This window comes from Nitrospirota bacterium, assembly GCA_016180645.1.
In the GTDB taxonomy this organism is placed as follows: Bacteria; JACPQY01; JACPQY01; order JACPQY01; family JACPQY01; genus JACPAV01.
In genome coordinates, this window is sequence record JACPAV010000024.1 from 109915 (window position 1) to 136084 (window position 26170).

Annotated in this window: 25 protein-coding genes; 9 read left to right on the forward strand and 16 right to left on the reverse strand. The window is 60.2% G+C overall.

The window, feature by feature from the left end:
• The first annotated feature begins 13 nt into the window (after positions 1-13).
• The 7 genes from HYT87_14585 (at position 14) to HYT87_14615 (ending at position 7284) form a co-directional block, all read left to right on the forward strand.
• Complete coding sequence (locus HYT87_14585; protein MBI2060990.1) at positions 14-1426, forward strand: replication-associated recombination protein A; 1413 nt, start codon at positions 14-16, stop codon at positions 1424-1426.
• Entirely contained in the window at positions 1356-2180 is an 825-nt protein-coding gene (mutM, locus tag HYT87_14590) for a bifunctional DNA-formamidopyrimidine glycosylase/DNA-(apurinic or apyrimidinic site) lyase (protein ID MBI2060991.1), read from the forward strand. Before HYT87_14585 ends, mutM begins: the two co-directional genes overlap by 71 nt.
• Positions 2181-2435: 255 nt before the next feature.
• Entirely contained in the window at positions 2436-3017 is a 582-nt protein-coding gene (gene pal, locus HYT87_14595; protein ID MBI2060992.1) for a peptidoglycan-associated lipoprotein Pal, read from the forward strand.
• Between the two features lie 16 nt (positions 3018-3033).
• Positions 3034-3783: a tol-pal system protein YbgF gene (ybgF, locus tag HYT87_14600; GenBank protein ID MBI2060993.1), complete on the forward strand. Its 750-nt coding sequence runs from the start codon at positions 3034-3036 to the stop codon at positions 3781-3783.
• A gap of 120 nt (positions 3784-3903) precedes the next feature.
• Positions 3904-4920, forward strand: a complete 1017-nt coding sequence (gene tsaD, locus HYT87_14605) for a tRNA (adenosine(37)-N6)-threonylcarbamoyltransferase complex transferase subunit TsaD (GenBank protein MBI2060994.1) — start codon at positions 3904-3906, stop codon at positions 4918-4920.
• Positions 4901-5797: a ribosomal RNA small subunit methyltransferase A gene (gene rsmA / locus HYT87_14610; protein ID MBI2060995.1), complete on the forward strand. Its 897-nt coding sequence runs from the start codon at positions 4901-4903 to the stop codon at positions 5795-5797. The genes tsaD and rsmA overlap by 20 nt, the downstream gene beginning before the upstream one ends.
• Complete coding sequence (locus HYT87_14615; GenBank protein ID MBI2060996.1) at positions 5794-7284, forward strand: hypothetical protein; 1491 nt, start codon at positions 5794-5796, stop codon at positions 7282-7284. Before rsmA ends, HYT87_14615 begins: the two co-directional genes overlap by 4 nt.
• Before the next feature lie 76 nt (positions 7285-7360).
• Here the strand turns inward: HYT87_14615 and HYT87_14620 are convergent, their stop codons facing one another.
• Together HYT87_14620 and HYT87_14625 are read right to left on the reverse strand one after the other, a co-directional pair.
• Positions 7361-9253, reverse strand: a complete 1893-nt coding sequence (locus HYT87_14620; protein MBI2060997.1) for a hypothetical protein — start codon at positions 9251-9253, stop codon at positions 7361-7363.
• Between the two features lie 12 nt (positions 9254-9265).
• Positions 9266-10387 carry a hypothetical protein gene (locus tag HYT87_14625; GenBank protein MBI2060998.1) on the reverse strand — a complete coding sequence of 374 codons (1122 nt, stop codon included), beginning with the start codon at positions 10385-10387 and terminating at the stop codon, positions 9266-9268.
• A 371-nt stretch (positions 10388-10758) separates the two neighbouring features.
• On the opposite strand from HYT87_14625, the gene HYT87_14630 reads away from it, so the two are divergent.
• Entirely contained in the window at positions 10759-12288 is a 1530-nt protein-coding gene (locus tag HYT87_14630) for a response regulator (GenBank protein MBI2060999.1), read from the forward strand.
• Between the two features lie 132 nt (positions 12289-12420).
• On the opposite strand, the gene HYT87_14635 is transcribed toward HYT87_14630, so the two are convergent.
• From HYT87_14635 to HYT87_14665, 7 genes are all read right to left on the reverse strand, one after another.
• Positions 12421-13035, reverse strand: coding sequence for a hypothetical protein (locus tag HYT87_14635; protein ID MBI2061000.1), 615 nt, complete (start codon positions 13033-13035; stop codon positions 12421-12423).
• 330 nt (positions 13036-13365) lie between these two features.
• On the reverse strand, positions 13366-13752 hold the full coding sequence (locus HYT87_14640) for a heavy-metal-associated domain-containing protein (GenBank protein ID MBI2061001.1): 387 nt from the start codon (positions 13750-13752) through the stop codon (positions 13366-13368).
• A 148-nt stretch (positions 13753-13900) separates the two neighbouring features.
• Positions 13901-14782, reverse strand: a complete 882-nt coding sequence (locus HYT87_14645) for a hypothetical protein (GenBank protein MBI2061002.1) — start codon at positions 14780-14782, stop codon at positions 13901-13903.
• A gap of 48 nt (positions 14783-14830) precedes the next feature.
• Positions 14831-15025 carry a hypothetical protein gene (locus tag HYT87_14650; GenBank protein MBI2061003.1) on the reverse strand — a complete coding sequence of 65 codons (195 nt, stop codon included), beginning with the start codon at positions 15023-15025 and terminating at the stop codon, positions 14831-14833.
• Between the two features lie 137 nt (positions 15026-15162).
• The gene (locus HYT87_14655; protein MBI2061004.1) at positions 15163-15750 is read right to left on the reverse strand and encodes a copper chaperone Copz family protein; all 588 of its coding nucleotides are present in this window, start codon (positions 15748-15750) and stop codon (positions 15163-15165) included.
• A 289-nt stretch (positions 15751-16039) separates the two neighbouring features.
• A complete protein-coding gene (gene merA / locus HYT87_14660; protein ID MBI2061005.1) occupies positions 16040-17467 on the reverse strand; it encodes a mercury(II) reductase in 1428 nt (475 codons plus the stop codon).
• A gap of 11 nt (positions 17468-17478) precedes the next feature.
• Positions 17479-18069, reverse strand: a complete 591-nt coding sequence (locus HYT87_14665; protein MBI2061006.1) for a heavy-metal-associated domain-containing protein — start codon at positions 18067-18069, stop codon at positions 17479-17481.
• Between the two features lie 171 nt (positions 18070-18240).
• Between HYT87_14665 and HYT87_14670 the strand changes: the two genes are divergently transcribed.
• The gene (locus tag HYT87_14670) at positions 18241-19605 is read left to right on the forward strand and encodes a sigma 54-interacting transcriptional regulator (GenBank protein MBI2061007.1); all 1365 of its coding nucleotides are present in this window, start codon (positions 18241-18243) and stop codon (positions 19603-19605) included.
• A 127-nt stretch (positions 19606-19732) separates the two neighbouring features.
• Here HYT87_14670 and HYT87_14675 read toward each other — a convergent pair whose 3' ends face one another.
• From HYT87_14675 to HYT87_14705, 7 genes are all read right to left on the reverse strand, one after another.
• Complete coding sequence (locus HYT87_14675) at positions 19733-20782, reverse strand: thioredoxin family protein (protein MBI2061008.1); 1050 nt, start codon at positions 20780-20782, stop codon at positions 19733-19735.
• A 109-nt stretch (positions 20783-20891) separates the two neighbouring features.
• Positions 20892-21377, reverse strand: a complete 486-nt coding sequence (locus HYT87_14680) for a hypothetical protein (GenBank protein MBI2061009.1) — start codon at positions 21375-21377, stop codon at positions 20892-20894.
• Between the two features lie 11 nt (positions 21378-21388).
• Positions 21389-23653, reverse strand: a complete 2265-nt coding sequence (locus HYT87_14685) for a thioredoxin domain-containing protein (protein MBI2061010.1) — start codon at positions 23651-23653, stop codon at positions 21389-21391.
• Complete coding sequence (locus tag HYT87_14690) at positions 23650-24180, reverse strand: redoxin domain-containing protein (protein MBI2061011.1); 531 nt, start codon at positions 24178-24180, stop codon at positions 23650-23652. The genes HYT87_14685 and HYT87_14690 overlap by 4 nt, the downstream gene beginning before the upstream one ends.
• 4 nt (positions 24181-24184) lie before the next feature.
• Positions 24185-24934, reverse strand: coding sequence for a hypothetical protein (locus tag HYT87_14695; protein ID MBI2061012.1), 750 nt, complete (start codon positions 24932-24934; stop codon positions 24185-24187).
• A 2-nt stretch (positions 24935-24936) separates the two neighbouring features.
• On the reverse strand, positions 24937-25518 hold the full coding sequence (locus HYT87_14700) for a sigma-70 family RNA polymerase sigma factor (protein ID MBI2061013.1): 582 nt from the start codon (positions 25516-25518) through the stop codon (positions 24937-24939).
• Between the two features lie 8 nt (positions 25519-25526).
• On the reverse strand, positions 25527-25805 hold the full coding sequence (locus tag HYT87_14705; GenBank protein MBI2061014.1) for a thioredoxin domain-containing protein: 279 nt from the start codon (positions 25803-25805) through the stop codon (positions 25527-25529).
• Positions 25806-26170 lie beyond the last annotated feature (365 nt).

The window sequence follows — 26170 nt, forward strand, 5'->3', positions numbered from 1 at the left end:
GTAGACTCTCCCCATGGCTGACGATTCTCTTCCTCTTTTCGAAAAGCGGGCCGTGAAAGGTGGAATTCCGCCTGCCGCCGCTCCCCTCGCCGAGCGAATGCGACCCGTCATGCCGGATGAGGTGCTGGGACAGGAGGCCGTGCTGGGAGAGGGATCGCCCCTTCGAGAACTGATCGCAAGGGACACCGTGCCGTCGGCCGTTCTCTGGGGGCCTCCGGGATCGGGGAAAACGACCGTTGCCCGGCTGGTACAGGCGGCGACGAAGAAAAGCGTCGTTTCATTTTCTGCGGTCGCATCGGGGACGAAGGAAGTCAGAGCCGTTCTGGAACGCGCCACCCAGGAGTGGAAAAGCCTCGGACGGGGAATCTTGGTTTTTGTAGACGAGATCCACCACTTCAACAAGACCCAGCAGGACATTTTCCTGCCGCACGTGGAGGAGGGTAGCGTCACGCTGCTGGCCACCACCACGGAGAATCCATCCTTCTACATCATCAGCCCGCTGCTCTCGCGGTGTCAGGTTTACGTTTTCAATCGGCTGGACACCGAGCACGTCGAGAAGATCCTCCGGCGGGCGATCCACGATGCCGAGAAAGGGCTGGCCAAACAGGGGGTCCAGGTTCCGGATTCCGTGGTTCGCGAAATCGCGGAGCGGGCGGATGGGGACGCTCGACGCGCCCTGAACACGCTTGAGGTGGTATCCCGATTGGCTGCTCCGGGATCGGCGGTGACCGCGGAGATACTGCAAAAAGCGCTTGCGGGGAAAGTCTATCGCTACGATCGCGATCGCGAGGAACACTACAATGTCATTTCGGCCTTCATCAAGAGCATGCGCGGAAGCGACGCCGATGCCGCGGTCTACTGGCTCGCGCGGATGCTGGAAGCGGGCGAGGAGCCACTTTTCATCGCACGGCGATTGGTGATCTTTGCGTCGGAGGACGTTGGGAACGCCGACCCGCAAGCCATTCAGGTCGCCGTGTCGGCCATGCAGTCGCTCGATTTCGTCGGGATGCCCGAGGGGTATCTCCCTCTTGCTCAGGCCACCACCTATCTGGCCACGGCCCCAAAGTCGAACGCGTCGTACAAGGCCTACTTAGAGGCCAAGGGGGACGTAAAGCGCATGGGAACGCTCGATGTGCCGGTCCATCTCCGGAATGCGCCGACCGAATTCATGGAGGGCCTGGGGTACGGGCGCGATTATGTCTATCCGCACGATGCGTCGGCGGCCGGAGTCCGCCAATCTTACTTGCCCAAATCACTGGAGGGTAGGCAGTACTATCGGCCGAAGCCGGTGGGTTACGAAGAGGAGATCGCCGAGAGGATGAAAGAATGGGATCAGATTCGAGAGAAGGCGCCCGATGGAACTCCCCGAAGCGGAAGTCGTTTGCCGACAGCTACAGGAAAAGCTGGCCGGTCGACGACTGAATGATCTCCACGTTCACACCGCCGGTTTCGTTCAGAATCCGGATCGGCTGGACCTGCGAGGGCTGGACGTCCGGGCGGTTCGGCGGATGGGGAAGCTTGGTGTCATTTCGCTTTCAAGAAACGGACGGGGCGAAAAACGGATCGTGGCGCTCCGGTTCGGCATGACGGGGCAGCTTCGTTTTCAATCCAGTGGAGAAACGGCGCTGAATCACACGCACGTTCGCTTCGTTTTCGGCGCATCCGAATTGCATTTTCGGGATGCGCGCCGGTTCGGAAAAGTGGTGGTGTTCGGCCGGGATCGATGGGAGGAGTGGGCGCGTTCCACCCTCGGGCCGGATCCCTTTGAAGTGGACCCCGGCGAATGGGCTGCTCGAGTCCGGGCTCATCGTGCCCCCATTAAGCACATCCTCCTGAATCAGAAGATCATCTCGGGGGTGGGGAATATCTATTCGGACGAGGCCCTGTTCGAGGCCGGAATCCATCCGCTTGCTCTCGGCCATCGCCTGCCCGTCACAGCCTTGAAACGACTGCACTCGTCTCTCACGGAAATCCTTCGTCGCGCCATTGCGTCGGGCGGGTCGACCATCTCAGACTTCGTCGACGTAGACGGCCATCCCGGACGGTTTCAGGAACAGCATCAAGTATATGGAAAATTCAGGCGGCCATGCCCAAAATGCGGGCGGCCGCTCCAACGCGTCCGCGAACCCTCGCGGAGTTTCACGTATTGCGAAAAATGTCAGAGAAGACGTCCGAAGTGATCCATGGGGCCAAGCATCCTGCAAACTGGGGAACAATCCCCGTTTGACATTCCGCGTCAAACGTGAGATAAAGTAAGGATCATGAAGAGAAACGGATTTCTCTCATTGGTTGCCGGTCTTTCCATTCTCCTTTATGCGTGTGGCCCCAAGCCTCCCACCCAGGAAATTTCCGATGCCCAGGCCGCGTTGGAAGCGGCGAGGAAGGCCGGGGCCGAAACGCTGTATGCCGAGGAGTACAAGACCGCGGAGGCCGCGCTGACGGAGGCCCTCGCCCGGCTGCGGGAGAAGAAATACGACGAAGCGAAAAAACTCGCCGTCGACGCGAAATCGAAAGCCGACGATCTCTCAGAGCGAATCAAGAAGCTGGCGCTGCCCCCGGTCGAAGCACCCACGGAGGAAGCCAAGAAAGCAGCCCCTCCACCTCCGGGTGTAGAAGCGGCCACCATCACCGGCGAGGGGAAGGTGCTGACGAGGGAGAACGCGTTTGTTCCGGACGAACAATTGGTCCTCAAGCGGGTTTACTTCCCCTACGACGACTACTCGCTTACGGAGGAGGCCAAAGGCGTCCTCCGGGCCAACAGCGATTGGCTGCTGTCCCATGCCGGCATTCGGATCCAAATTGAAGGGCATTGCGATGAGCGCGGCACCAATGAGTACAATCTGGCCTTGGGCGAGCGGAGGGCACTCGGGGTGCGGGACTACCTCGTCGCGCTCGGGGTGCCCGCCGATCGCCTTTCCATCCTCAGTTTCGGAGAAGAAATTCCGCTCGACCCCGGACACGAAGAGTCGGCCTGGGCCAGGAACCGCCGGGCGCAGTTCGTTCACCTCGGCGACTGAAATCGCCGCTTCTGGTTTGAGACTCCTTTTGCCGGTCCTGCTCGCCTTCGCGTCATCCTGTTTCCCCTATCAGCGGGGGATCAAGGGTGAGGAGAACATGATCGATGCCCATGCCCGGATACGGGAGCTGGAGAAGAAGGTCGAGGTGTTGGAACGGGCGAAGGGGGCGCAGGCGGACGTTTTGGTTCGAATTGATCGGATGGGACAGGAAATCAGCCAGGTGCGGGGAAAAGCGGAGGAGATTGGGAAGCAGAAAGGGGGAGGGTCGGACCCCCGCGTGCTCCAGCAACTCGACTTGTTGGAGGAAAAGACGCGGGCCCTCGAGGAGCGGATCCGCCAATTTGAGAAGGCACTGCTGAGTGAAACAAGTCCGGACGCTTCTCCGGACGTTCGTTCCGAGCAGGAAAGCTATGAAGAGGCGCGACGGCTTTACCTCCAGAAAAGGTATGGGGAGGCCATCGACAAGTTTGACGTCTTCCAACAGAGTCATCCGAAGTCCACGCTGATCGACAACGCTCTTTTTTGGCAAGGCATGAGCCGCTACAGCAACGAAGAATGGGAGAAGGCCATCATCAAGTTTGAGGACGTACGGAACCGGTTTCCGGATGGGGACAAGGCGCCCGACGCCGCTTATTTCGAGGCGCTGAGCTTCCGGAAGATGAATGATTCAAAGAGTGCCAAGGCACTTCTTCAAGACTTCGCGAAGAAGTATCCCAAATCGGACAAGGTTCCATTGGCGGAGAAGCTGCTCAAGGAGTTGAAGTAAGCGTTCAGCCATCAGCAGTCAGTTCTCAGCTCCCGGTCAATGCACCGGAATCCCCGCTATTCACGCTTGCCTCAGAATCCGAGGCTGACGGCTGACCGCTTACCAGCTAAGATAGCCTGAATGCTGACCCTTGGGATCGAGACGTCCTGCGATGAGACCGCCGCCGCTATTCTCGAAGATCGACGGATCCGGTCAAGCATCATAGCGTCACAGGCCGATCTTCATGGCCCGTTCGGCGGCGTCGTGCCGGAATTGGCCTCGCGGAGTCACGTGGAGGCCGTCGATACCGTGGTCCGATCAGCCTTGGAGAAGGCGGATTGCAGTGCGAGCGATATCGACCTCGTGGGCGTTACAGCCGGTCCCGGCCTCCCGGGTGCGCTGATTGTGGGTGTGGCCTTCGCCCGCACCCTGGCGTGGGCCCTCGACAAGCCGCTCCTGGCGGTCAACCACCTCGAGGGGCACATTCTGGCGGCGAGGATCGAGAATGAGGAAATCGGGTTTCCTTATCTGGCCCTGCTTGTTTCAGGAGGGCACACGGAGTTGGTGAATGTGCGCGGTGTGGCCGACTACGAGGTGCTGGGGCGGACTCGGGATGACGCCGCCGGAGAGGCGTTTGACAAGGTGGGCACTCTTTTGGGTCTGCACTATCCCGCGGGACGGGAGATTGAGGAACTGGCACGAAGGGGAGATCCGTCGCGCGTCAAATTCCCGCGCCCCATGGCCCGAAAGGAAGGAATGGACTTCAGCTTCAGCGGGCTCAAGACGGCCGTGGCGGTTGAACTGCGCCGACTTTCCCGGGAGGAGTTGGAGAGCCAGAAGCCGCATCTGGCCGCGGGATTCCAGGAGGCGGCGGTCGATGCGCTCTCCCGGAAATTGGAACTTGCGGTGGACCATCTTCATCCCAAGTGGGTTGTCGTCTGCGGCGGGGTGGCGGCCAATGGGCGCCTTCGTGAGAAAGTCCGGTATATGCTGAATGCCGTGCCGGGGGTCAAGGTTCATTTCCCCGCGCCCGCCCTCTGCACGGACAACGCGGCGATGATCGCGTACGCGGCGTTCGAGCGGTGGCGGGCGGGTCGGCGGGAAAGCGGGCCGTCCGAACCGGTGCCGAGGTGGGAGCTTGGTCAGGCCGCTGCGTGACGTTTTCCGGGAGACCGCCCTCCGGCCGTCGAAGTCGCTGGGGCAAAACTTTCTTCATCAGAAGGGCATCATCGAGAAGATCGTCTCGCTGGCGGAGGTGGATCGGGAGGATCGAATTCTGGAGATTGGGTCCGGGTCGGGGTTTCTCACGGAGGCTCTGGCGAAACGCGCCCGGAAAGTGTGGGCCTTTGAGCTGGACCGCCGGTTGATCGAATCGCTGCGGCGGGAGATGGGGGCGTTTCCTAATGTGGAGGTCATTCACGCGGACGCGATGGACTTCGAGAAATGGGTGCCCGGGGGGAGCGCGAACAAGGTTGTGGCCAATCTTCCCTATTCGATTGCGACGGTGTTGACGCTCAAACTGTTGTGGGCGTCGTCCCGCTGGGTCGCTTCCGGCGAGTCGCGGGACGGCCATGTCGTCCTGGCGCCGTCTGGACTGGAGCTGTTATGTCTCATGGTTCAGAGAGAGGTGGCGAACCGGATGACGGCCGCCGTGGGTTCGAAGGAGTATGGATTCCTCGGAGTCATGTGTCAGGCGTTTTCGGTTCCATCGATCGCGTGGAAAGTGTCCGCCGAGAATTTCGTTCCCCGGCCGGAGGTGGAGTCGGCTGTGGTGCTCTTCAGGCTCCCCGGCCCGTGGAGGGACGAAATTCCGGACCCGGAGGTCTTCCGAAAAATTGTATCGGCGGCATTCGGGCACCGTCGGAAGACGATCCTGAATTCCCTTCGGCGCGCGGACCCCAAACTGGAGTTGAGCGATGAGGTCATTGAGATCATGATGAAGGCGGCCGGAGCGGGGAACTTGACGCGCGCTCAGGAACTTACCGTGGAGCAGTTCGTGCAACTTTCGAACGCCTACTCGCGGTCCCGCTCATGAGAAAGCTTGTTTTCCCCTTCTGGCTCCTCACGTTTCTCGCCTCACACCTCACGCCTGCCGGCGCGGAGCCCTTCAACTACGGGCAGGCCCCGCTGGGCGTGCAGTCGAGTGGACGAGGTGGGGTGAACGCCGCGTGGGGCGGGGATGCTTCGGCGGTGTTCTTCAATCCCGCGGGACTGGGTCTGTTGTCACCGGGACAGTGGAACGGCGTCGTGTCCGGTTTTGCGGAGTACGGGCAGGCAACGCAGAAGACGGTGTTTACGGACAAGGACGTGTCGGGGAAGACGTTGGACGGAATGCTGACGTACGCCGGCGCAGTTCGCGGCACATCCTGGGGCGGGGTCGGCTTGGCGTTCGTCGTTCCTGAGAGGCTTTCCGTTAAGACGCTGAAACGGTACGAGGATTTGAAGTTTGGAGAGGATCAGTCTGAACGACAGTTTCCAAGTGGGAGCGTGTCGATGAATACGGATGTGACCACGTTTCTCCTGGGGCCAGCCGCGGCCTGGCGGGCTTGGCCGGAGGTCCTATCCATCGGCCTCCACGGATTCTACTCGCTGAGGAGCGCCCACACCGGGCGCACGGTCTTCATCAAAGTGGATCCCGATACGTCCGTCGGGCTCGAAACCGTCACTCAGCAGATCAGCCAGGCCTTTCAGGTGGGCTTGGGCTTTTGGGTTCGGCCGTTCCATGCTCTTTCGCTGGGCGCGGCTGCGGACTACACCCTCCCTGTAAAGAATTCATTCACCGTTTCCCGAGCGCTCGTTTCCGTCGACAAGGAGCGCTTGCGAGAGTTGGCCGGCGAGGTGGTGACCGGACGGACGACGATCGACCAGGCGACCACTGAACTCGATCGGTTCATTGTGACGCCGGAGGTGTCTTCGACCCGCGAGGACTACCGCCAGCCCCTGAGCGTGCGGGTGGGACCGCGCGTCGACCTGCCGACAGGAACCAGCCTCGGATTCGATGTGGTCTGGTACGCGGCCGAGCGCCAATACACTCGCATGCGGGCGTTACCCGGATTTGATCCGGAAACCCAGGTGGTTTCCGAGCCGTGCGATCCGAAGGCGGAGGAGAAGAACCCATTCTTGGTGCCGGAAGTGCCCGCCCCGTTCCATTGTTCGAAGCAGGAGGCCATCGTAAACGTCCACTTCGGTGCGGAGCAGACGTTGCGGCCGGGACTGGTTGTGGCGGCGGGATTCTATACGGATTTCAGCAATCATCCGTCCATTTCGGCCTTGTTTGAAGAAGAAGGGGAAGAGAGGCGGGAGTTGACCGACCAGAGCGGTTTTCAGATCCAGGCCCCGAGCGAAGTGAATGTGTATCACCTGACGGCAGGCGTCTCCTTACGGAGGGGCGCGATGCTCGTTTCGCCGGCCCTGAGCTACGGTTGGGGAAGCGGTGCGACACTGTCCATCGCGCCGGTGCAGAAAAGGAAAGAGCTACGCCGGGATGTCCGCGCGGGTTTGGGCGTTTCGTTCGACTTCTGATACGGAAAAGGGGTCGGGAGTCTTTTCCCAGTCACAGAAAAGACTTCCGACCCCTTTTCCGGCTCCCGCGAGAGGGTCAGTTCTCGTCGCGGCGTTTGAGCGATGTGACAGCGGGATCGAGAAACGGTCGGTACGTGATCCCGAAGTATTTCAGCTTAAGGCTGAGGTTCGGGGGGCTGAGACCGAGGGCTTTCGCGGCCTCCACGTTCGACTTGGACCTGTGGAGGTGGTACTCGATGAGCTTGGTCTGAAAGAGGCGTACGAGGGAAGCGTAGTCTTTAGCTTCCGAGAGAGAGGCCAGGAGGAACGGAAACAGATTCCCCCTCGCCTCCGGAAAACGCTCAAGAAGTTGGGAATCGATCAAGCCACGCACGTACCGGCTGGCTGCGATGGAAGTTTCCACGATGCGCGTAATGGTGGCGGAGTCGACGGACTCAATCGCGTGGACTCCGAGCACCTGCTCCGGCCATGCAGCCGGAGAGGACGCGGCGGCGGGGGCGGCCTGACCTGTCACGACGAGCAGGGGGAGATTCGGGTTTAGATTGCGCAGCCGCAAGATCACGGAATCCGGCGTGACCGTTGACGATTCACCGGGGTGGATGATCGCCAGGTCGAATCCGCCGCTCCGGACCTGGCGGGCATATCGACCGGCGTCCGCAACGAACTCCGTTTCCACACCTACGTTCCGCAACACCCCGCCCAGGGCCGCGAGTTGAGCTCGCGGATCATAAATCAGCACCCGCCGTTTGGCCGATCCCTGCACCCAGCCGCTCTGGGCCACGGCCATGGAGGTGGAGACGCCTTCGGCGGTCTGCCGGACTGGAAACGGCTGGAGCCGGGTAATCTTCACGATCATCTCCATCTGTCGGGCGATCATTTTCAGGAGGGCGAAATCCTGGCGCGAGAACAAGACGCCTTCGAACGATTCCCCGAGGCTCAGGACGCCGACGGGTTTCGTGGAGCTCCCGAGGCGGACCACCGCGGCCAGCCGCTTCTGCCGCATCTCTTCCCGGTAGGGCGATGGCACCTCCGAGGCCCCGACAATAGGTCCGTTCTGGTAGGCCATGATCTCGGGGCTGGGCAGGGGCAGTTGGGTGTTGCCGACGACGGCGGTGGGTTGTCCCTGATCGTCGAGAACGGCCACATTGAAATCCCGGCTGTCGAAAGCCTCCTGCAGCGATTCAAAGACGGAGGGCAGGGTGAGCTCGGCATCGGGACTCATCACGGCTTCTCGCACGCGCACATGGAGGCGGTAGCGTTTCGTATTGAGGAGCGGGCCGAGGGCCACTTCGGGATCGAAGAATTTCCTTCCGGCCACCGAATAAGCCGTGGCGAGAGCGCCGGGCAGGAACGCGTAAGGCCCGTAGAGATACGAATCCACGTAGCCGAACATCGGGAGTAGGAGATTCGGAACCGTCGTCAGGAGACCGGAAAACGCCATTCCCGCAAGAAGGATCTCGCTTCGGACCCGTTCGCGGTCGGAAAGGCGGCCGCTGATCCGGGCACATTCGACAAATGTGATGAATCCAAGAATTCCCAATCCGACGAGTTCGATGGGGTACGCTTTTCCGTACTCGAACGTTACGAGCGGGATGTCGGCCGTGGTGCCCCGGATCACTTCCGGATGAAAGGCGCCGGCGCCCAGGAGCCCGCTCAGGAATACAGCGGGGGCGAGCGCCCAATTGGTCGGGTGTTCGTCCCGCCGGGTTTCCAAACTGCGAACGACGAATCCCATGGCCGGGAACAGGAGGGCCATCCCGACGAAAGAAAGCCGGGCCCAGTTGGCGGCGGCCGCGGTAGAGACATCCGCAGACGTCATGAGAAGACTCAGGCTCCACAGGGCAATCGAAAAGTGTACGCCAAGCGCCAGAAGTCGCGTCCTGTCTTTCGCTTGAGGAAGCCAAGTGGCCAATCCCAAGGCCACGTAAAGCCCCACGAGGTAAGGCAGGGCCGATTGCCAGAAGTTCATGGTATCCCCCTTTTACAGGAAGTAGCTGTTCTTGACCTTCTGTGGGTTGGAAGCAAGATGCTCGGATTCGAAGCCCACAATTTCGACAATCGGATCGGCCGAGGCCGGATTGTCCTTGTATGATTCCCTGAAATCAGTATTCACGGTTAATAGTTTTTGAACGATAGCGCCCTTGCATTCAAGAGTCAATCCTTCTGACGGGGGGATTCCCTTAACCGCTTGAAGAAGGAATTTCAGCCGGGCCGTGCCGGCGGGGGTGTGCGTTACGCCCATTTTGAAGGTGCGGATCGTGGCGGCGGCGAGCGGGTGTTCCAGAAGCGCAGAGGCCACGGTATCGGGATAAATGTTGGCCCCGTCGATGGAAACCGTACCGTCGCACCGGCCGAAAATAAAGAGAATGGGCAGAGCGAGCCGTTCAGCCGGGGCATCCACTCCGAGCGCTCGAAGGCGCGCGAAGGTGGCTTCACAATCGAGGACGCCGCCTTCGTCGCCCACGCAGAATGTCACCCGCGGCGAAACAGAGTGAGGGTTGAGCGTGGTCACTTCCACTTCGTTCTGGCCCGCTGCATTTCGCGTGGACCGGATGTAGTCGCCCGATGGATTGTACTGCCCGAGAAACACTGGCTCACGTTCCGTTCCCAGAATCTCCTTCCGCAAGGTGGGAGAGTCGAGGAGGATTCCGAGCAGTGCCTTGGAGCAGGGAGTTTCGGAAGCGATCCCGACTTCGAGATCGGAGGCGCCGTAGGCTGAGACGAGCCGCGCTCCGGGCCTGAGCCCCGATTCCATGAATGTCCGCCAGCCGGAGGGGAAGCCTTCGCCGCCGGACATCACGTCGACCCGAAACGACTTGACGTCGAATCCCGGCCGGGCGTGGAGGAAGCGGACCAATTCGGCCAGGAAGGGAGGATAGCCCGCCAGGAGATACCGCTCTCCGGGGCCGAAGATTTGCATGGCTGTCAGGGCGAACCGCCTGGAAATGAGGTGTGCCACGGCGGTGTCGGCGCTCTTGAGATAGGCTTCGATTCGCGCCGGATTCCTTCTTGCCTGGCGAATCGCCCACCTCAGAATGGGGATGGGGATCCTGGAGTAGAGCGAATGAAGGGTCCTCCACCGAAGATTTGCGGGAAACATCATCCAAGCTGCCTGAGAGGCCGATCGACATGAATGCAGCTTAAGTGAATGCATTTCGCTTGGGCACACACATAGACTCTGTATTACAATGCCGACCTTATTTCAAGCATAATTAATATATTTTAATATTATTAACTATACTTCTGTGATCTGCATAATTCCATGGCTTCCGTGAGCAGGCATCGGATCTCCGGTCCAAAGCCACATGTCATTGACGCCATGCAGTAATGATGGTAATTGTGTCACTTAGTGACTATATTGAATTCGTATAAGTAATGTTACGTTAATGAATGGGTAGAACACCCTAAATATATGGAAGTCTGCGATGGACGGGGGTTAGGATGGGAGTGATCAGAGCCGGCCAAGAATTGAGAGTGCTCCATTTGGAAGACGATGCCGCCTATCGGAAATTTGTGGTTAACTTGCTTCGGAGGGAGGGGATGGCCGTACGATTCTCGCACGCGGAGAGTTGCGAGGAGTTCGTCCATCTGCTCCAAGGGGAGCGATTTGACTTGGTGATTTCGGACTACACGCTTCCGGCCTTCGACGGCCTATCGGCGCTCAGCATAGCCAAGTCGATTCGACCGGAGCTTCCGTTCATCTTCTTGTCCGGCACGATGGGGGAGGAGCGGGCGGCCGAGGCGGTCCTGAACGGTGCAACGGACTACGTGCTCAAGGATCGGCCGCTTCGCCTCGTCAGCGTCATCCGCCGGGCCATCCGGGAAGAGGGCGAGAGGGAAGTGCGCCGGAGTTTGGAGGCTCAGCTCCTACAGGCGCAGAAAATGGAGTGCGTGGGGCGACTGGCCGGTGGGGTCGCGCATGATTTCAACAATCTCCTGACGGTCATTTCGGGGCGGGCGGACATGCTTCTCTCGGGGAAAGGCGAATTGGATCCCGACCGCGAAGACCTGGTGGAAATACGTCAGGCCGCAACGAGAGCCGCGGAGCTGACGAGGAGACTCCTTATGTTCGGCCGGGCGGATCACCCTCGCGCGCAAAGCCTGGATCCGAGGGTACTGGTCTCCGACCTTCTCAAGATGATCCGCCGCCTCATTGGGGAAGACATCGAGGTGGTCGCCGAGCTGGCCGAGGACGCCGGATGGATTCGGGTGGACGCGGCGCAGATGGAGCAGGTGTTGGTGAATCTCGCGGTGAACGCGAGGGATGCCATGCCGAGGGGTGGAAAGCTGATCATTGGGGTGAGGACTCTCGACCTCGATGAGGACTACGCCTCGCGGCACCTCGATGTCCTTCCGGGGCGATACATCGAACTCCGCGTGGAGGACAACGGCCAAGGCATCGCCCCCGAGGTACTTCCTCACATCTTCGAGCCGTTTTTCACCACGAAAGAGCCCGGAAAGGGAACGGGTCTCGGCCTGTCCATGGTGTATGGCGCCGTGCGCCAATGGGGAGGTCACGTGGAGGTTCGGACGTCGCCCGGTGGCGGCGCCGCTTTCTTGATTTACATGCCTCAAGCGGCGGAATCTGAGTTCTCCGTCTTGCCGACAGAGGCGCAGACGTGTCCACGCGGCTGCGAGACGGTCCTGCTTGTGGAGGACGATGACATGGTGCGAACCATTGCCTGCCGGATTCTTCGGGCGGGGGGATACGAGGTCATCGAGGCCTCGAACGCTCAGGAGGCGCTGGCGAGGATCGAAAAAAGCGGGCCGCGTCTGGATCTTCTGGTCACGGATGTGGTGATGCCGGGAATGAGCGGTTGGGAACTCGTGGATCTCGTCCGGCAGAATAGTCCCAAGACCCGCGCGCTTCTGATTTCAGGTTACGAGGCCCATCAAATGCTTGAGAAGCGGATGTCCGATTCCTACATGCACTTTCTTCCGAAACCCTTTTCCATGAAGACCCTTTCCGAGAAAGTACGCGAGGTCCTGGACGCAGTCGAGTGACCTCCGGTGGGATCGGGGCTGCGGGGAGTCTTTGGAGCGGAGCTTCCGCGCTCTTTGCGAGCGGCCGGCCCAGGCCCCCGGACTCGGTCGCGGCATGATAGGCGTTTCAGCGCGGAGCCGACTCCGTATCAATTATTGGGGTGTGAGGCGGGCTGAGTATAGGGTGTGTTGGATCGGCAAGTCGGCGGGATAGTCGATCTTGCGCCGGGCTGCTTCGGTCATGAGGTGGTACGCGACCTCCACATCCAGGGTGTGGGATCCCGGCGCTCCGGCCACTCGTTCGGCGAATCTGAACGAGCGTTCCTTACCGGGGTGGAGCCGGTTGTCCCGAAGTTCGAGAATCATCGGACGCCAGAGGATCCATCGCTTCAGGGTATGAGTCTGCGTTCTGACCATGCTTCCGTCGGCTGCGTTCCGAAGCGTGAACGTGACCGTCACAAAGCGGTCGGGATCACCGGTCGGGAAAGTGTGACCTGCTCCTACGTTTGACAATTTCAATTCAACGTCGATCGTGCCTCTCCCATTCTCAAACCGGCTGCGATCTTCCGGTTCGATGCTCACGGCCTTCCGGACCATGTCCCCATCATGCCCGCCTCTCCACAGGTGGCGTTTGGAAGGTCTCACCGGGCCGCCGAATGCCACGGGGCGCTCGACGGCAGGCATGTGACACTGGATGCAACCGTATCCCTGAACGGGGTCGTCCCTGACTTCCGCATAGGTTCCGCACGGCGGGCCGATGTAGAACATACCGGGGTCCTTCCCTTCCACCTCGTGGCAACGGCGGCACACACCGCCGCCATCGAGAAATGAGGCATCCTGTCGAACCGGGTGAGGCGCCGCCGAATCCGCGTACGGGCCAACGATAACGCCGTCTTGAACGTGGCAGATAGCGCACGTTCCGAAACCGTGAAGATTCTCAGCGGGCCGAACAGGCGATAGCCCAGCGAACCCATCGACGCAACCAGCAGGGCGATCACCCCGATGGCGGCCTGACCGTGTGCGGACCATCCAACCCCGATCACCTTCCCCCACGGCGTTGTTGAATTCGGCCGGCTCCACAACATCTTCAACGCAGCACTAAGGCTTGAAGGAGAACGCATCCAACGTGAGTGGCGGTTCCTTTTCGCCGGCGAATTCGAAGTGGCCGCGAACGGAAAGCGGCGATGGCCCCCGAGAGTGCGGGTCCGCCAGCAACTCGTGCAGCACTTCGTTTTGCGCCAAGCTCAAGCGTTGTTCACTGCCTGAGACGACGAAGAAGAACGAGAAACCTTGTCGGAGGAGGATTCCCTCGGCCTCGATCCGCACCGCGCCGACTTTCTGCCCGGCCTTCTCTACCAATTGTCTTATCCTGGGGAAGTCGACGGGTTTCCCCGGCTTCGGGATGATTTCGGCCTTCTGCTTCTTGAGACTCACGTCCACGCGGTCCACGGTCGGTAACTTGGCGAGAGCCCGACGGGCCCCCAGCGCGCAGAACGGTCAGGTCATGCCGAGGACCTCCACCTCGATCCGCATGATCTCGGCGCGGGATGGGAGGGGAACCGCCACGACGCTCAGCACGGAAGCGATGAAGAACATCTTGAAAAGGTCTCGGGGTTTCACCGGTCGTCCCTTCTCAAAAGAGGGCGTACGCACCGGCGCGAATCTTCCGGTCCTGAGAAAGTTGTGTCCCATTCAAGTTCTCCCATAGTGGAAGTTGGTATGAAATCTCGAAGGTGAAACGATCCATCAGGAAATACTGGATCCCGGGGGCCGCGAAGAGGGAGTTCCCACCCGAGTCGGTTATGGCCTGGTTGAAATGCCTTGACCGACCGGCGACCCCGCCGTTCAGTTCAAGCATGACATAGAATTCGGATCGCGCTTTTTCACTCGACAGCGCGAGGTATTCCGCGGAAAGGTTGACGCCCACGACATGCCCTTGTCGCACCCCGCTGTTCGACCCGTTGAGTTGCCCGGCGGGTCCCGCGTAGATTCCCGCCTTCTTGTGTATGTACTGGAAGGGCAGGTCCCAGATGAAATCGTAGGAGCCGCTGCCGATGTTGTCTGCGCCCGTCGGGACTTTTACCCCGGCAGCCGGCCCGAATTGTAGGCGTGTCGAGGGGCCCAGACGTTTGAAGACATCCGGGGAATAGCGAGCGAGGAACACGGCTTCGCCGATTCCACTCGCCTCGCTGCTTGCACCGCTTGAATCGCGGGCTTCAGTTCGCACGTATGGAACAGCGGCCGCCAGGGTCAGATCTTCATTGACCGGGAATGCGCCCATGAGGCCGATGACCTGGGCTTCCATCTTGGGCCGGCTGCCGGGGATGTCCCCGGTGGTCCCAAGAAGCGTTTCCTTCCGAATGATGTCGGTGAAAACCCGCGCGAGTCCGACACCGGAAAAGAGCGTCTGGGCCGCCGAGCCTTGAATCGGCAAAGCGTGTGCCGTCGCCGCCATCGTAACCACAGCCCCCATCAGGAGCCCCAAAACGCGGGCCGGCCATTGGACGGATCTCATGCTTCCTGCATCCTCACGCCGCGCAGCAGGAGAGTTCCGCCATTTTCTTCAACTCCTCTCTTTGGTTTTTCCTGAGAAGATCCAGGCCGCGCCGATCAGGCCGACGGCCGTGAAGAGGCCGAGGCTCAGGAGACCGCTCGCGCCGTCGCGGGGGCAGAATGCGCCGCAGGCCCACGCCGTTCCGGCGTCCGCCAGAACGCCCGAAGCGGCGGCCCATGCCGTTGCTTTCACCATGAATTCCATCAGGTCACCTCCTTTTCAAGAAACCGAGTTTGCGAGGGTTGCAGAACGCGTACACGACAACGGAAGCACCGCCGAAGACCATCCATGCCGGTTTTCTTCGGCGGCCATAGCCAAGGGACCGAAGCCGACGAACAGAATCAGCCGCATCCGCACGCACCGCCTCCGTCTTTCTTGGGAGGGTTCTCCGACCGTGGGGCACAGCATTCGGATACGTCGTTTGACGACCGTTCCGACGGCGCTTCGGTTTGGGACATAGCCTTTTGGACAACTTGTTTCACGTTGCCGAGGCAGCAAGCGCCTTGTGGATTAAGCTCTTCGCAGCGGTCCAACCCCTGACGGCATTTTTCGGCGATAGAGTCGAGCGCCCCGGATTTGCCCGTCCGCCGGACTTCCTCCTCGATGCTCCTAACGGTGTGCTCAAAGCAGTAGCAGACGGTCCTGGAATCTCCCGTCGATTTCTGAAACACGGGAACCTTGATGTCCCGGGCAACGAACCGGATGCCGTCGGCTTCGTGGAAATAGACGATTTCGCAAGCTCCGCCCTTGCAGAACCGATAACCGCCGGAACCGTTGAGGCACTTTAATGCGGCCTTGGTGAGCAAGGAAACAAGAGTGATCGTCTTGACCTTCCGCCCTTGGGTCCCGCAGGCGGGACAACGGTCCGAGATCACCCGGGTCGGTTCCGAAACGGATCGGTGGGGCGCGGTGTCTTCAGGATTCTCCATGGCGATCCCCACTATTGTTCCGGCTCATGATCGAGAAGAAACCCAAGAGGAGAAGCATTCCGCCCCCCACGACGCAGCAAGCCAACCCTCCGCCGGACAGTGCTTCGAGATTCATGAGCGTTCACCCCCGCCCCTACCCTCGTCCTTCAAGGGGGAGGAGGTAGGCGCAGGCTTTATGCCTGCGTCTGAAGACGCACCCATAAAGGGTGCGGCTACCATCCCTTCCCCCCTTGCGGGGGAAGGGGAGGATGAGGGGTCCTGAACAGTTACCAAGATTCACGTCGGCCCCTCAACTTGCGCAACAGGAAAGCTTGGTTACGTCCCGCTTGAACGAGAGGGCCGCGATCTTGTAGACCTCCGAGAAGGTCGGGTAGGCGAAGGTCATCCGAAGAATGTCGCCCACGACCATCTTGTGCTGGACGAGAAGCGTGCCGTAGTGGATGAGCTCCGCCGCCTGCGGTCCCGCGATGTGAACGCCCAGAATCCGATACGTCTTGGCATCCACGATGAGTTTCAAGACCCCGCGGGTGTCGCGGATCGCGGCGGATTTCGGGACGTGCTCGAAGGAGATGAGTTTCGTTTCAATTTTGTGACCCGCGGTCCGGGCTTCCGCCTCTTTCCATCCCACGCCGGCGACCTGGGGTTCCGAGAATACCGCGTGGGGGACGGTCGAACCGTCCCACCTTTTCTTGTTCCCGCTGAGGGCGTTCTCCGCGGCGACGCCGCCCTGCTGGGCGGAAACGGTGACCAACATCATCTTCCCCGTCACGTCTCCCGCCGCCCAGACGGCCTTGGCCGTCGTGCGAAGCATTTCATCCACTTGGATGCCGCCGCGCTTGTCCGTCTCAATCCCCGCGCGATTCAGCTCCAGATCTCGCGAATTGGGAACGACGCCTGCGGCTACCAGGAGTTGTTCGCCGATAAACTCCCGGGAGCCATCCGGCGTATTCGTCCGCAAAATCACACTGCGGGAATCTCTCGAGACACATTCCACCCTGCCACCCGTGTGAATCTCGATGCCTTCATCGGTCAGGCTCCGCGCCAGCTCGCCGGAGATTTCGGGTTCCTCATTGGGCACGATCCGGTCGAGCGCTTCAAGAATTGTCACCTTGGAACCGAAGCGGGCGAAGACCTGTCCGAGTTCGACGCCGATCGCCCCGCCGCCGATCACAAGGAGGGATTTGGGGAGGCGGTCCAGCTCCATCGCCTCCTTGTAAGTCAGGTATCCGACCCGGTCCAAACCGGGGATGGGGAGGATCTGGGGGGATGCCCCGGTTGCAATGATGAACCTGTCGGATGCGATTTTCCGTCCGCCTCCGTCGATTTCATGTTCGGAAACGAACTTTGCGGGACCCTTCAGCAGAGTGATGTTTTCGTACGCGCCGAGGAGATCTTCGTATTTGAGTTTTCGCATCTCGGTGACGAGTTCCGTTTTCTGTCGAATCACCTCGCGGAAATCCGCCGGCGCATCGCCCTTGGGGATGCCGGGGATGCCGTCGCGGGAGTACACGTGGTATCGCTCGGCGGCGTGGAGAAGGTTCTTGGAGGGAACACAGCCACGATTCACGCACGTGCCGCCGATGACGCCTTTCTCGATCAGCGCCACCCTGGCCCCGAGGTCGCTCGCGCGGATTCCCGCGGCGAACGCCGCCGATCCCCCTCCGATCACAACCAGATCGAATTCGCCCGATTTTCTTTCGCTTCCGAACAGTCCCATGTCCGTCTTCCTTAGCCCTGGGCGGGCAGCTCGGCCTTGTAGCCGGCTTCGTTGATCACCTGAACCATCCGCGGTGGCTGGACCTGATCCGGGTTGTACCGCACCGTCACCGATTTTCCCCTCACGCTCACGTCCACATCGAAAATGCCCGGCAGCTTGGCCATTTCCTCCTTGATGTGGCTTGCGCACGATGAGCACGACATGCCTTCAACGTGCAGGTTGGCCGTTCGGTAGCCGGCGGGCGCGATGGTTGCCTGCTCCGCGTTCGCCGAGGGGGCAGACGACCCATCAAGCAAGTTCGCGTAAACGGAACTGCCGATAAAGAAGGCCACGAACAGGCTTGCGGCCCCGAGCAGCTTGGGCGTGAATCTCTCGCCCTTGAAATCAGCCGCCAACGCGTAGGCCCGGCGTTTCTCGCGGTACCAAACGCCCCACGCGACGGACAACAGCACCACCGCGGCACCTTGAGAATACCAGTGGTATTTTCCGAGAATGCCGCCCGCGCCAATGCCGCCCAATCCCAGCATGATCAGGAGGAGCGGGACCGCGCAGCAGCTCGACGCGAACAGAGCCGAGAGAAGACCGAGGTTTCTTGCTTTCATGGTTTTTCTCCTTTCGTCATGGCCCTATAGACGCAAGGACCGTACCAGGACGAAGTGTCGAAATAACAATGGGTTGTGGAGTATAGGCTTGAGAACAAACTGTTCAGTGATCGTTCACTAAACGGAGTGAACAGTCTTGACAATCCGTGAGTTGGCGTCCACTATTCTGGAATGGAGGCAGTCAGGAGCACACCGGGCGATTCCGCCAAGCTCTACGAATCGATTTTCGAGAATCTGAGAGAAGGGATCATCGTGGCCGACCGCGAACTTCGGGTCAGCCTGTTCAACCGTGCGGCGATGGACATGACCGGCTACGCGGAGCAGGAGATGATCGGGCGGTTGTGCACCGAAATTCTGGACCGGAAATTATGCGGGGAGCGTTGTTTCATCGCGGAAACGCGCGACACGGGTCGCGGGATCTCCGACTATCAAGTCAACCTGACCCGAAAGGATGGGACCGACCGGGCGATCTCATTCACCACCGCTCCACTGATCAACGGTGACGAAGTCGAAGGCGTCATCATCGCTTTCCGGGATGTCACGGAACTCGTCCAGCTCAAGCAGGAGGTTTCGGAACGGTACCAGGTCCACAGCATCGTGACTCGGAACCGCGAAATGCGAAGGATTTTGAATCTGGTGGAACAGGCAGCGGACACGCCGGCGCCGGTGCTGATCACGGGCGAGACGGGGACGGGCAAGGAGCTTCTGGCGAAGGCGATTCACTACGCGAGCGGGCGGTCCAACGGGCCGTTTGTCGCCGTGAGTTGCGCGGCGCTCGCCGAGAACCTGCTCGAGTCCGAGCTCTTCGGCCATGTCAAGGGCGCTTTCACCGGCGCGATTCGGGACAAGGCGGGACGGATCGCGCTGGCGGAAAAGGGGACGCTTTTTCTGGACGAAATCGGAGACCTCTCCCCCGTACTTCAAGTCAAGCTCCTTCGGGTTCTACAAGAGTATGAATATGAGCCGGTGGGAGAGAGCCGGACGCGCAAGGCGGACGTTCGGCTGGTGGCGGCGACGAATCGCGACTTGGAGACGGCCATCGCCGAGGGGCGGTTCCGCGAGGACCTCTACTACCGGCTCCGGGTCGTCCCGATCCATCTGCCGCCGTTGCGGGAACGGACGGAGGACATCCCCCTGCTGGTGGAGCATTTCATTGGGAAGCTCCGCAAGAGATACAAGAAGAACATCCGATCCATCGCCAAGGATGCGATGGCCGCGTTGGTGTCGTATTCATGGGCGGGCAATATCCGCGAGCTTGAACACGCCGTGGAGTTTGCCTTCGTCCGCTGCCCGCACGAGGTGATCGGAAAATCCCATCTTCCGGAAGAGATTTTCAGAGCGCCAAACCTCCCGTTTCAAAAGAAGCGAATCGAGTTCAAATCCCTTCCGGCACATGAGCAAGACAAGCGAATGCGCGAGGCGCTGGAGAAAACCCGCGGCAACAAGACTCAGGCCGCCCGACTCCTCGGCATCAGCCGCGTGACTCTCTGGCAGCGGTTGAAGGCCGGAACACCCGGCTCCGAACCCTCCCCATGAAACTTGTGTGACGGAGTCTCGCCGTCACAGCAACCTCAAGGAATCGTCCGCCGTTCCGCCTGCTTCCTTGAGTGGCACTTGAGAGTCTTGAGCAACGAGACCTCGGCCATACTTCTCCAGGACGGGGTCATTTGGAGACCCGTATCTCGCCCGACTTCAGTTGATTCAGCTTCTCGACCATCTTTCCGGGTGGCACGAACGAAACGATTCGAAGGTCTTCGCGCTCCACGCCGGAAGCATCCAAGAAAAGGACGGTGGGCACGCCGTCCTCTTCAAACCGATCCTGCGCGTCGAGGCTGGCGGGGCTGGTATCGAGCGTGACATCGGCTTGCACCATGATGACTCCTTCGGCGGCCTTGTGGACCGCGGGATCGGTGAAGGTCCGCTTGTCCAGTTCCTTGCAGGGTAGACACCAATCGGCGTAGAAATCGATCAGGACAGGTTTGTCTTCAGCCTTTCCCCGATCAAATACATCATTGCCGAAAACCATCTCCCCGGTCAACGGTTTGGCGAAATAGACCGCCATCCCCAGGAGAATGAATCCGAAGATCTTCTTGATCCAAACCAGCCAGGGTCCTGAACGGGGCAGGGATTTCAGGCTTCCCGAAAATGTCCCCAATAGAAAATAGGGAACCCCCAATCCGAGCGAGAGGGTGAGAAACATGGAGAAGCCCGTGATAGGATCGCGAGTCTGACCGACGTAGAGAAGAAGACCGAGGACGAACGGCCCGATGCACGGGGCTGCCACGATCCCCACGGTCAGTCCCATCACGAGCGCCTGGACGGGCCCGGAATATCCCCGCCTCTTCGGCAACAGGAACGAGGGCACGCGCAGTTCATACAGGCCGAACTGGCTCAGGGCCAACGCGATCATGAGAGTTGAAAACAGTCCCAGGACCCACGCTTTCTGGAGCAGCGATCCGAGCATTTTCCCGGACAGGGCGGCGCCGACTCCGATGGCGGAGTACGTGACGGCGATACCGAGCACATATAGAAGACTCAGCACCATCACCCGCGCGCGACGACTTTCCCCTTGTCCCGTGAAGTATCCGACCGTGATCGGAATCAAAGGGTAGACGCAAGGCGTTAGGTTGAGCGCGAGGCCGCTGAGGAAGATGGCCCCGTACGTGAGGAAAACACCCCGATGAAGGAGCAACCCTGCGATGTCTTGTTCCATCCATGACGTGTGTGAATCAGTGGCATGGATGAGCCGAACATTACCCTTCGGAAGAATGCTGACTCGTTCGAGAGCGAGAACCGCAGCCCCAAGGGTGACTGCGGTTCAACTACCGGACTTCCACGGGGTTGTCATTCACGAACGTGTAGCGGGGCTCCTTCTCCCAAGCGGAGCCCTTCCGGACCGGATGTTTGTGGATGCGGGTGTCGGTGACGACGAGCTTTCCGTCCTTGGGGTTGAGCCAGAAGTCCAGGTCGTAAAGCTTGGCCGTCTCGGCCCCGGCCGGGTGAAAATCCGTACAGGCAAAGTAGCCTTTGCCTTCGATCTTTCGAACCGGATCGTGGATCTTCACGAACTCCAGGGAGAGCGCCTCTTTGGTCTTGGAGTCGGTGATCTTGAAGACTCCGCCGGCTTTTTTGATTTCTCCCTGGATATGGCGGGTCATGACGGCCTTGATTTCCTCGGCGGTGAAACCTTCGGCTTTCTTGCCCGCGTGCTCGGCGCCGGCGTGCTCACCGGCAAGGACCGGCCCGTCCAAGCCGCAAAGCAACATCAAGACCGCGAGCGATGGGAATCGTTTTGTCATTCGTTTCATCTCACACCTCCTCAATCATTCTTCTTCTTGCCGTCCAACAGTTCGGCCATCTTATCCGGGTCCGTGGTTGGGAAACGGCATACGTAATTCTCGCATACATAGGCCACGGCTTTGCCCTCGGAGCCTGTTTTCCCGGCCACCATGGGAAGGGTCTTGCCCAGTCGCTCGACCTCGTCCGGTTCAACCTGAATCACCGACCGGTACGGCAGAAATCGATCGTAGACGTACCGCAGCATCCGCTTCGTCTCATCGTTCGATCGGTCCCCCACTATGACGATTTCCTGTTTGGGACTCAAGTATTGGTCGATGGCGATGAGAAGCTGTGGGAAGGCCGTTGGAGCGCGCTCGACCTGGTCCAGATAGGAGCCAAGAGCTTTTTCGACCTTTCCGCCAAGCTCGTCCTTGGATGCCAGATCGGCAAGACGAACGAGGTTTTGAAGGGCGACCGAGTTGCCCGCGGGGAGGGCATTGTCCTCCAAATCCTTCCCGCGGACGATAAGCACCTCATGGTCCTTCGGCGTGTCAAAAAACCCTCCGCCTCTTTTGTCCCAGAAAAGATCCAGTGTTGCCTCGTTCCATGCAAGGGCCTGATGCAGCCATTGTTTGTCGAAGCAGGACTCGTACAGGTCGAGCAAGGCCATGACCATAAAAGCGTAATCCTCGAGGAAGCCGCGCGGCTCGGCCCGTCCATCCCGATAACTCCGCATCAGCCGGCCGTCCACCACCAGTTTCCGGGAAACGAACTCGGCGGCCTTCCGGGCGGCGTTCAGGTATTTCTCGTCTTGAAGAACCTGGTATCCAAACGCCATGGAGGAAATCATCAGGCCGTTCCATGCGGAGAGAACTTTGTCATCTTTGTGCGGCGGCGTCCGCCTGTAACGGGCTTCCAGAAGTGTTGCTCGTCCCCTGTCGATCGCCTCTTGAAGCCTTTGAGCGGAGATGTTGAGATCGCCCGCGACCTTATCCCGAGACTCCGGCACCGAGAGTACATTCCTACCGCCCTCGAAGTTGCCGCTGTCCGTGGCGCCGAAGTAGCGGGCCACCCATTCGCCCTGCTTGGTCCCGACGAGTTCCACCAGTTCCCGCCTGCTCCAGACGTAGTATTCCCCTTCCTTCCCAACTTCGCCTGCATCCTGCGCCGAATAAAAGCCGCCTTCGGGGTGCGTCATGTCCCGGATGACGTAATCCAGGATTTCCCGCGCAATCCTGGCGAAATCCTCCCGGCGTGTGACTTGATACGCTTCCAAGTAGACACGGGCCAGGACGGCGTTGTCGTACAGCATTTTCTCGAAGTGGGGCACGAGCCAGTCCCGAACGGTGGAATACCGGTGAAATCCGCCTCCAACCTGATCGTACATCCCCCCTCGGGCCATTTGATCGAGCGTGTGAAGGGCCATGTTGAGCGTGTCCTTATCTCCGGTGTGGCGGTATTGCCGCAAGAGAAACGAATGGATCATTCCGCGCGGAAATTTCGGCCGGTTGCCGAATCCCCCGTAGGTCGAGTCATAACCGGAAGCAAAGGCGGAGACGGCGCCCTCGACGACCTTTCGACTGGCCTTCCGTTGCTTGGGCTCGTAAGACATGGACTGTTGAATGAACTGGGAGACCCGTGAACCCTGTTTCTCGATTTCCGTTCTTTTGTCCTTCCACGCCTGGGCCACGCCCAGGAGAACCTGTTTGAACTGCTCCGGTGGAAAGTAGGTTCCACCATGGAAAGGCTTGCCGTCAGGCGTGATGAACGTGGACAACGGCCAGCCGCCGCTGCCGGTCATGCCGACGACGGCGGCCATATATATATTGTCCACGTCGGGTCGTTCCTCGCGATCGACCTTGATCGACACGAAGCGCTGATTCATGATCCCGGCGATTTCGGGGTTGGAGAAACAGGTCTCCTCCATCACGTGGCACCAGTAGCAGGTGGAATACCCGATGCTGAGAAAAATCGGTTTATCTTCCTTCTTGGCCTTTGCGAAAGCCTCGTCGCCCCACGGGTACCAGTCTACGGGGTTCATGGCGTGTTGAAGCAAGTAGGGACTTTTCTCCAGGGCGAGCCGGTTCCAGCCGTCTGGGATGACTCCGGACTTGGCCGATGTCAACCCACCCCTACCGGCCGTGGGAGTGGGTGGAGCCGGTCTGGACGATACCTTGGGCGTTTGGCCCGGACTTCCTCCAGCCGTTTCTCCCCCGACGGCATCCGGCTTCCGGTTGCATCCCGAGAGAAGAGCAGCCACGGTCATGAGCGCGATGAGTGACGGCTTGTATGCCGCATGGATCACGTTGCGAGACCCTCGCAATTCATGTGCTTGAGCAGTTCCTTCTCGACGTACAATCCCTGCGCGCGGCCACGGAAGGACCACTTCAAACTCAAATCCTTGGCGAACAGAAATGCCGCCGGGAACATCGCTCCCTGGCCCTTCTCCCACACTCCCAGGCTCCAGCCCACCTCGCCTTTCGGATCCGCGACGACCCGGTAACGATCCCCGATGGCTTGTTGCAACTCACGGGCCCGTTCGGGTGGGTCCGGCGTGACAACCACGACCTCGGCCCCGCAGGAATCCAACTGAGCCTGGACTTTCCGGAACCGTTCGAGTTGCGTCCGGCACACGGGGCACCATGATCCCTTGATGGTGACGACGACAAGCGCGCCGGTGGAGGCAAGATCCATCGATGGGTGAACCGTGCCGTCCACGGACTTCAATATGAGCGGCAGCCGGACATCCGCGGCTCGCCCCGCACCGGCGAAGGCGAAGGCAACCAGGAGCAAACCCGTCCGATGCCGTCGATGAGAGAAGATCCGTCCCATGCGGCTACTCCAGCATGGCCACAATTTGCTTCGGGGAGGCGGATGAAACGAGCGTGTAGGCCAATCCGTCCTGGCGCCACATCACCACGTTGATACCGTTCTTGGAGTAGGAGTAGTACTCCGGCTCCGACTCGCGCATGGGCCTCCATTCCGGCAGGGACAGGCCCGGGTCTTCGAACACGTAAAGGGAGAGCGACGGACCCAATCCGCGGTAATGGAACAGCGCGGCGGCTTTGCTCATGAGCGTGCAGATCTTGCCTGACTCGACTCGCATCCCCCGGAGAGGCGGCGGTTCGATCCGAACTCCCAACTCGGCTTCCGCCTTCTTCACCAACTCCTCCGGGCCGGCGGCAACAATTTCCGTGGCCTGTGGAAGGTTCAATACGAACTCCCCGACGAGTTCCTCCGCCACGGTTACGCGTTTCCACCGGGTGATTCCCCAGACGCTCAATCCTCCCACCGAAAACGCCAGCAGGATCGAGGCCGCGATGACCCAGGGTCCGGCGCGGAACCGCCATGAAGAACGATCCCCCCTGCCGGAGATCATCTGCTCCAAACGAATTCTCAGGCCCGCGGGAGCCGCCCCTGAAGCCAGACGTTTTCTGAACACATCCCGCCATTGATCTTCTTTGGAGATGTACTGCCGGCACAATCCGCACCGTTCGATGTGCTGTCGGGCGTGGAAGAGTTCGTCACTCGCGGGCGCGAGAGTGGGTTGTCCCAGAACCACCTCGCGCGCCCGTTCGCATGCCATACTCACCCCGGATACCCTCGTTTCCGAGCCACATCGGCCAGGCTCGTTCTCAAGGACTTGCGCGCGCGGTGGAGGCGCGACCCGACCGTCCCGCCCGGCAGATTCAGCGCCTTTGAGATTTCCTGGTAGTTGAACCCTTCCACATCGAACAACCACACGACCGCGCGCGATTCTTCGTCAAGCTTGTGGAAGGCCTCACGGATATCGTCGTCCTGAAAGTCCTCCATCGCGTCGAGCGCGATCTGGTCCTGAGCGGAAAATATGTACCGAGTCTCGGCGGCCTGCGACTCCATCGTCTTGATCTCCCTGACGCGGCGCCGGTACCGGTCGATGAAAAGACGGGTCAGTGTCGTCACGAGCCATGCCCGCGCTTTGGGCAGGTTTTCAAAACGGGGTTTGCTCTCGATCAACCTGACGTAGGTGTCTTGGACCAGATCACCCGCATGCTCCCGGTTCGCTGTCATCCGGTACGCCATCCGGTAAAGGACATTACTCTGATCGAGCAGCTCTTCCGTGGCGACGGGCCCCGGAGGGGACACGGGCTCATCCGCCTCCGGTCGGCGGCCGGTTTTCCAGCGCAACATGGCTCGGATCACCCGTCGTCGTTCAAGAGTCGATCAATCTGCTGCTGAAAGGACGCGTAGGGCAGGGCGCCGGAAATCACAACGCCGGTTACGGTTTTCTTTTTCTTGTCCAGTCGCCCCAGGATGAAACCGGGCGTTCCGCCGATCCCGGCGGCTTGGGCTTCGGAGGAATCCGCGCGGACGTGACCCGCCGATTCGCCGTTTTGGAGGCAGGTGTTGAACGTTGATGTCTTGAGCCCGATCCCCTTGACATCCCGCCCAGAGAACACAAGCTGCAAGAATGACACGAACCTGATTCATCTTTGACTCTTACTTATTGTAACGAACGAGAGGCGAGGTTTCTTCCTTTCATCGCCCTGTAGAGCCTATCCCAAAACCCCACGGAACCGGAGCGGGATTCGCGGAGCCTAAAGGCTCCGCTACAGCCGGAAAACGAACTCTCCGTAGCGGGCACTTCAGGGTCCGCGATACGTTTTGGGATAGGCTCTCAGATCGACTTTTGCCATTTTTTGAAAGGTTTATGTTCGTCATTATGCGTAGGGGAGGGTCTTCCGACCCTCCCGACAAGAGGGAGCAAGTAGGGGAGGGTCTTCAGACCCTCCCGACAAGAGGGAGCAAGTAGGGGAGGGTCTTCAGACCCTCCCGACAAGAG

What these genes read in the sequence shown, in the direction of transcription:
- HYT87_14635 (MBI2061000.1), bottom strand. Translation starts at nt 13,035, where the DNA reads ATGTTCTACATCGGCCCGCCGTGCGGAACCTATGCGGAAGTCAGGGAC.
- HYT87_14625 (MBI2060998.1), bottom strand. Translation starts at nt 10,387, where the DNA reads ATGATGTTTCCCGCAAATCTTCGGTGGAGGACCCTTCATTCGCTCTAC.
- tsaD (MBI2060994.1), top strand. Translation starts at nt 3,904, where the DNA reads ATGCTGACCCTTGGGATCGAGACGTCCTGCGATGAGACCGCCGCCGCT.
- HYT87_14665 (MBI2061006.1), bottom strand. Translation starts at nt 18,069, where the DNA reads ATGAAAGCAAGAAACCTCGGTCTTCTCTCGGCTCTGTTCGCGTCGAGC.
- HYT87_14690 (MBI2061011.1), bottom strand. Translation starts at nt 24,180, where the DNA reads ATGGGACGGATCTTCTCTCATCGACGGCATCGGACGGGTTTGCTCCTG.
- HYT87_14695 (MBI2061012.1), bottom strand. Translation starts at nt 24,934, where the DNA reads ATGGCATGCGAACGGGCGCGCGAGGTGGTTCTGGGACAACCCACTCTC.
- HYT87_14585 (MBI2060990.1), top strand. Translation starts at nt 14, where the DNA reads ATGGCTGACGATTCTCTTCCTCTTTTCGAAAAGCGGGCCGTGAAAGGT.
- HYT87_14670 (MBI2061007.1), top strand. Translation starts at nt 18,241, where the DNA reads ATGGAGGCAGTCAGGAGCACACCGGGCGATTCCGCCAAGCTCTACGAA.
- HYT87_14655 (MBI2061004.1), bottom strand. Translation starts at nt 15,750, where the DNA reads ATGGAGAATCCTGAAGACACCGCGCCCCACCGATCCGTTTCGGAACCG.
- HYT87_14680 (MBI2061009.1), bottom strand. Translation starts at nt 21,377, where the DNA reads ATGAAACGAATGACAAAACGATTCCCATCGCTCGCGGTCTTGATGTTG.
- HYT87_14700 (MBI2061013.1), bottom strand. Translation starts at nt 25,518, where the DNA reads ATGTTGCGCTGGAAAACCGGCCGCCGACCGGAGGCGGATGAGCCCGTG.
- merA (MBI2061005.1), bottom strand. Translation starts at nt 17,467, where the DNA reads ATGGGACTGTTCGGAAGCGAAAGAAAATCGGGCGAATTCGATCTGGTT.
- HYT87_14620 (MBI2060997.1), bottom strand. Translation starts at nt 9,253, where the DNA reads ATGAACTTCTGGCAATCGGCCCTGCCTTACCTCGTGGGGCTTTACGTG.
- HYT87_14615 (MBI2060996.1), top strand. Translation starts at nt 5,794, where the DNA reads ATGAGAAAGCTTGTTTTCCCCTTCTGGCTCCTCACGTTTCTCGCCTCA.
- HYT87_14650 (MBI2061003.1), bottom strand. Translation starts at nt 15,025, where the DNA reads ATGGAATTCATGGTGAAAGCAACGGCATGGGCCGCCGCTTCGGGCGTT.
- HYT87_14675 (MBI2061008.1), bottom strand. Translation starts at nt 20,782, where the DNA reads ATGGAACAAGACATCGCAGGGTTGCTCCTTCATCGGGGTGTTTTCCTC.
- HYT87_14645 (MBI2061002.1), bottom strand. Translation starts at nt 14,782, where the DNA reads ATGAGATCCGTCCAATGGCCGGCCCGCGTTTTGGGGCTCCTGATGGGG.
- mutM (MBI2060991.1), top strand. Translation starts at nt 1,356, where the DNA reads ATGGAACTCCCCGAAGCGGAAGTCGTTTGCCGACAGCTACAGGAAAAG.